This window comes from Campylobacter sp. B0100352/1, from assembly GCF_020135855.1.
Taxonomy (GTDB): Bacteria; Campylobacterota; Campylobacteria; order Campylobacterales; family Campylobacteraceae; genus Campylobacter_D; species Campylobacter_D taeniopygiae.
In genome coordinates this window covers 1-5972 of record NZ_JACHTP010000036.1, presented here as the reverse complement: position 1 = coordinate 5972, position 5972 = coordinate 1, and the positions used below count along the sequence as shown (strand labels likewise).

General features: G+C 30.6%; 5 protein-coding genes. 3 read left to right on the top strand and 2 right to left on the bottom strand.

Translation table 11 applies throughout. The features are described 5' to 3' along the window. Together H2279_RS08060 and thyX are read right to left on the bottom strand one after the other, a co-directional pair. A partial coding sequence (locus tag H2279_RS08060) for a cache domain-containing protein (RefSeq protein WP_337196212.1) occupies positions 1 to 909 on the bottom strand: 909 nt, incomplete at its 3' end. A gap of 125 nt (positions 910 to 1034) precedes the next feature. Continuing rightward, complete coding sequence (gene thyX, locus H2279_RS08055) at positions 1035 to 1658, bottom strand: FAD-dependent thymidylate synthase (protein WP_137624536.1); 624 nt, start codon at positions 1656 to 1658, stop codon at positions 1035 to 1037. A 124-nt stretch (positions 1659 to 1782) separates the two neighbouring features. On the opposite strand from thyX, the gene H2279_RS08050 reads away from it, so the two are divergent. The 3 genes from H2279_RS08050 to H2279_RS08040 form a co-directional block, all read left to right on the top strand. After that, positions 1783 to 3417 (top strand): CTP synthase, encoded by a 1635-nt coding sequence (locus H2279_RS08050; RefSeq protein WP_137624537.1) that lies wholly within the window; start codon positions 1783 to 1785, stop codon positions 3415 to 3417. Beyond that, complete coding sequence (gene recJ / locus H2279_RS08045) at positions 3404 to 5005, top strand: single-stranded-DNA-specific exonuclease RecJ (protein WP_337196211.1); 1602 nt, start codon at positions 3404 to 3406, stop codon at positions 5003 to 5005. Before H2279_RS08050 ends, recJ begins: the two co-directional genes overlap by 14 nt. After that, a partial coding sequence (locus H2279_RS08040; protein ID WP_337196210.1) for an asparaginase occupies positions 5002 to 5972 on the top strand: 971 nt, incomplete at its 3' end. The genes recJ and H2279_RS08040, both read left to right, overlap by 4 nt.

Here is a 5972-nt window from a genome sequence, read left to right as displayed (position 1 = left end):
GAGCAAAACAATACTAATAATAATAATTACAACTACTATAATAATTTGTATATAAGCTATTTTAGAGACTTGTTTTTGGATTGCTTCTACTGGTTCAGATGAACAAATTGTATAATTATTAAATTGAGAGCACATAGCTAATCTATCACCCCCTTGAATTCTTGTATAAGAAAAAGAATTATAATCTCCAGTTTGTTTAAATTTGCTTTCTATATTTGGAATATTTGAATTTTGTCCCAAAAATGCCTTATTCGAAGAAACAAAAACATAATTTTTTTGATCAAAAACGAAAACATCTCCTGATAATTTATCAAATTGTTTTTGTAAATTTGCATTTGAAACATCAATCGCTAAAACTCCAATAAACTTACCATCTTTATAAAAAGGCATAGAATAGGTAAAACAAGGAAGATTGGATGCAGTATCTATATAAGAAGGAGATTCGTATATACCATTTTGCTCCTTTGCATTTTTGTACCAATCTCTATTCCTAGAATCATAGTTATTAGCTTTTCCATAAATAATAGCATCAACATTTTTTTTATCACTTCTTGGATCGCTTCCAATATATTCACCATTTGATAAACCTATATAAGCTGCTAATAAATCACCACCTTTTCTATAATTTTGAAAAATTAAGCCTGCATTATCTAAAACAGCTTTTTCATCGCTAAAACTGCTAAGAGGCAATTTACTTAAACTATTGGCGAGTTCCTTAAGAACGGTTAGTTTAACCTCGTTATAATTTGTCATAGAACTTTTTGCAGTTTTAACGTAGTTAGTTTGAGTTGAGATTACTTGTTTTAGTAAGGCATCTTTAACAAAAATAAAAGTTACAATACCTAAAGCAAGTAGACAAATAATAGCTATTATATTAGCTATTAAAGACATTTTAATTTTTATACTCATCTTTAAATACCACCTATTTTATTTTTAAAAAATATTAAAGATGATATTTTATAAAAATATAATTTATTTATTAATTAAATATTTAGATCAAGATTTTTTTACTATTTAGAATTTTGCTTACAAAATTATTCTATATCTTTATGCAAACAATGTTCAAAAATGAATCGATGTTCTTCTGGTAAAGCTTCAAATAAGGCATTGGCTAAATTTCTAATTTCCCAAAGAGCGGATTTTGAGCTGCGAAGTGAAATGAAATTTTGCAAACTCCTAGCATTTATGGTTAAAGTCAGTTCAGTTTTATAGCTTTCTGGTAAGCAATACTTAGCTATATCTAAACTAATGCTTTTTTGTAAGATCAGTCTTAAATTTTCCAAAGCTTTAATACTAGCATTATCCACCTCTTCATTTCCACAAAGCACCAAATATCGACTAGCATTTTCAAAATCTCCAACTTTAAATTCATTTTCATTGCGAAGTTCTTTTAAAGTGTATCTTGTGCTTTTTACACTAGGACTAGTATGACGATGACGTGCAACTTCTTGCAAACAAGCTCTTGAAATTCCTTGGATATAAAAAGTATAATTTAAATGTTCTAAAGTTGAGGCATGTTTAAATTTATTGCCAACGCGATCAATAAGCTCTTTATCTTTTTCGCCACCACAATCACCCTTTTCAAAACTTTGCCAACAAGTTCTTGTCGCATGAGAGCATACGGAAAGTGGAGTGTGAAAAAGTAGAGTGATTTTCATAATTTTTCCTTGAAAATGAAATTTTTGTTTTTTATAATTCTTGCATTTTTTACTTAAAATTCTAATGAAATAAAAAGTTTTATCAAGTTATAATTAAATTAAAAAATCAAGGTTGATTAAAGCGATGAAAAAACAAACAAAATATATCTTTGTAACCGGTGGAGTTTTGAGTTCTTTAGGAAAAGGAATTGCTGCAGCTTCCATTGCTACACTTTTAAAAAATTCAGGTTTGAAAGTAAGCATACTTAAAGCAGATCCTTATATTAATGTTGATCCTGGAACTATGAGTCCTTTTGAACATGGAGAAGTTTTTGTAACCGATGATGGGGCGGAAACGGATTTAGATTTGGGACATTATGAGCGTTTTTTAGATGAAAGTTTGTCTCAAGATAATAATTTTACAACAGGGCGTGTTTATCAAAGCGTTATTGAGAAAGAAAGGCGTGGAGAATATCTTGGAAAAACGATCCAAGTTATTCCTCATATTGTAGGTGAGATTAAAGATCGTATCCAAAAAGCCGGTGAAGGAAAAGATGTTTTAATTGTAGAGATTGGAGGAACGGTTGGTGATATAGAAGGCCTTCCTTTTTTAGAGGCCATTCGTGCTTTACGTTTAGAAGTAGGCAAAAATAATGCTATGAACATACATCTTACATTAGTGCCTTTTATAAAAGCAGCAGGGGAATTAAAAACCAAACCTACTCAACATAGCGTAGGTGAATTAAGACGTATAGGAATCAGTCCTGATATGATAATTTGTCGTAGTGAAAAATCTTTAGATAGAGATTTAAAAGACAAAATTGCTATTTCTTGCGGAGTGGAAAAAAATTGCGTTATAGAAAGTATAGATGCAGCAAGTATTTATCAAATTCCGCTTAATTTTTTAAAACAAGATATATTAAATCCAATTGCAAGTATATTAGATCTTAAAATTTCAAAACCTGATATGCAAAATTGGAATAGTTTGGTAAAAAGGGTGATTGCACCAAGCAATGAGGTTAAAATTGCGTTTGTAGGAAAATATGTTGATTTAAAAGAAAGTTATAAAAGTCTTACTGAAGCTATTATACATGCGGGTGCAGCACTTGATACGAGAGTGGAGCTTAAATGGATCGATAGTGAAAAGCTTGAAAATTTAGAATCATCTGAAGCATTTAAAGATGTGAGCGGAATTTTGGTTGCAGGAGGCTTTGGAAATCGTGGCGTAGAGGGGAAAATAAAAGCGATTAATTATGCAAGAGAAAATAAAATTCCTTTTTTAGGTATTTGTTTGGGTATGCAGTTAGCTTTAGTAGAATTTGCTAGAAATGTTTTAAAATTAAAAGATGCTAATTCAAGCGAATTTGATGAAAAGTGTAAAAATCCTATTATTTATTTGATTGATGAATTCATTGATTCTAATGGAAAAAAACAAATTAGAACCGCTAAAACACCTTTGGGTGGAACGATGCGTTTGGGTGCTTATGAGTGTGAGATTAAGCCTAAAACAATTTTAGCAAGAGTTTATGGTAATACAAAAAGCGTAAAAGAGCGTCATCGTCATCGTTATGAAGCCAATCCAAAATACCGTAAAGATTTTGAAAATAATGGACTTATTGTAAGTGGAGAAAGTCAAGGGCTTATCGAGGCTATAGAGTTAAATTCGCATCCATTTTTCCTAGCTGTGCAGTTCCATCCTGAATTCACTTCAAGATTAGAGCATGCAAATCCAGTGATTTTTGGATTTATTGAGGCAGCAATCAAACATGAAAAAGATTGATAAAAGTGAAGTTAAAAAAATTTTAGCTTCACGTTTTGAAAAAGATCTTCATACTAAACTTTGTGATTTGCCGTTACCGTGTTGCTTAAAAGATATTTATAAAGCAGCAGAACGCATAAAAAGTGCGATAGAAAAAAATGAAAAAATTGCTATTGTAGGCGATTATGATGTTGATGGTATAGTATCGTGTGTGATTATGGCGGAATTTTTTGATGATATAGGTTTTGATTATATCGTTAGAATTCCAAATCGCTTTAAAGATGGGTATGGGTTAAATTCTGAAATTATTAATGAGCTTGATGTCGATTTAATTATTACCGTAGATAATGGCATAGCAGCACTTGAAGCTGCTAAACTTTGCAAAGAAAAAAATATCGATTTAATCATTACTGATCATCACATGCCTCAAGATATTTTGCCTGATGCTTTTGCGATAATCAATCCTAAGCAAAAAGATTGTGAATTTCCAGATATTGAAATTTGTGGAGCACAGGTGGCATGGTATTTGATCGCTGCTTTAAAAGAGGTTTGCAAACTAAAATACGATATGAGTCGATTTTTAGAATTATTAGCTATTGCTATAATTGCTGATATGATGGAGCTTAGAGATTTAAACCGTGCTTTGGTAAGAAGAGGCATTGATTTTATTAACAAATCCAAAAGAGCAGCTTTTAAGGCTATTAAAAATTACTATCAAAAGGATAAATTTTCTCTAGATAGCATAGGATTTTTAATTGCCCCGTTGATTAATAGTGCTGGAAGAATGGATGATGCTAGCATTTCTTATGAATTTTTGCACACTAAAGATTTAAATAAAGCCTTAGAGTATCTAGAGCAGATTGTTAATTTTAACGAAAATAGAAAAGATGAAGAAAAACAGCTTTTTGAAGAAAGTTTAAGTCAAATTAACGATCAAGATTCTTGTATTGTGGTATCTGGGATAAATTGGCATGAAGGGGTTTTGGGTATAGTAGCGAGTCGCTTGTCGAAACATTTTAATAAACCTGCTTTTGTGTTTTCTCAAAATGAGGATTATTTAAAAGGTAGCGCTAGAAGTGTTGGAAAGATTGATATTTTATCTTTAATCTCTAAAGCTAATTCTTTATTAAGTAATTATGGAGGGCATAAAGGTGCTGCAGGCATGAGTTTAGATGCTCAAAATTTTGAAAAATTTAAAATTCTAATCCAGCAAGAATGTGCAAAAATTCCTGATAATGAATTTTTAGACACTGATGAAATTTTAGGGGTTTTAGATCCAAATGAAATTGATTTTGAAATGTTAGAAATTTTAGAATCTTTCGAACCTTTTGGGCATAAAAATCCTCGCCCTTTTTTTGTCTTAGAAAATCTAAAAGTGAAAAATAAAAAAATTTTAGGAAAAAATGAAAAACATTTAAAATTAGTTTTATCTAAAGAAAATAAGGTTGTTGAAGCTTTGTTTTTTAATTTTGACAAAGAGCCAAGCATTGATGAAAACATTAATGTATTAGGAAGTATTTCTAAAAATGAATTTAGGGGACTTTTAACTCCTCAATTTATCATAAAAGAAATTTTAACCGAAGAAAAGATACGCAGGATTGATCAATGAAACCAAAAATTGCAATTTTAGCAACAGGTGGAACTATAGCAGGAGTTATTGATGATGCTATTACGACAACAGGCTATAAAGCAGGAGCTTTAAATATAGAAGTTTTGCTTGATGCTGTGCCTCAAATTAAAGAATTTGCAACAATCATAGGTTATCAGATATCTAATATAGATAGTTCTAATATGTCTAATGAAATTCAGCTAAATCTTGCCAAAAAAATCAATAAGCTTTTAACTAAAGATGAAATAGATGCCGTTGTGGTAACTCATGGAACAGATACCATGGAAGAGACTGCGTATTTTTTAAATTTAACTATTAAAAGCGATAAACCGGTTATCTTAACAGGTGCGATGCGTCCTTCTACAGCTATGAGTGCAGATGGATCTAAAAATTTATATAATGCTGTGGCTTTAGCTATTAATGAGAAATCTAAAAATAAAGGCGTTATGATTGTCATGAACGATCGAATTTTAAGTGCTAGAGCAGCAGTAAAAACTCATACTTTAAATTTGGATGCTTTTTCTTCTCCAAATTTTGGAGATTTGGGGTATATTTTAGATGGAAAAGTATATTTTTATAACACAATTGAAAAATTACATACCAAAAATACTCCATTTGATATCGATCATCTTGAAGACTTGCCCAAAGTTGATATACTTTATACTTATTCTAATGATGGAAGTGGCGTTGCAGCAAAAGCTTTATTTGAAAATGGAACTCAAGCTTTGGTGATAGCAGGAAGTGGATCGGGAAATATCCATGAAAATCAAAAAAATATATTAAAAGAGCTTATGAAAAAAAATCTTATCGTTGCGATCAGCTCACGCATACAAGCAGGAGAAGTTATTTTAAGCAAAGAAGATGAAGATCTCGGTTTTATTTGCACCCAAGATTTAAATCCACAAAAAGCTAGAATTTTACTCATGTTGGCACTTACCAAAACCAAAAATTCTAAAATAATTCAAAA

Coding starts and splice junctions, on each gene's coding strand:
- thyX (WP_137624536.1), bottom strand. CDS start 1,658: ATGAAAATCACTCTACTTTTTCACACTCCACTTTCCGTATGCTCTCAT.
- H2279_RS08050 (WP_137624537.1), top strand. CDS start 1,783: ATGAAAAAACAAACAAAATATATCTTTGTAACCGGTGGAGTTTTGAGT.
- recJ (WP_337196211.1), top strand. CDS start 3,404: ATGAAAAAGATTGATAAAAGTGAAGTTAAAAAAATTTTAGCTTCACGT.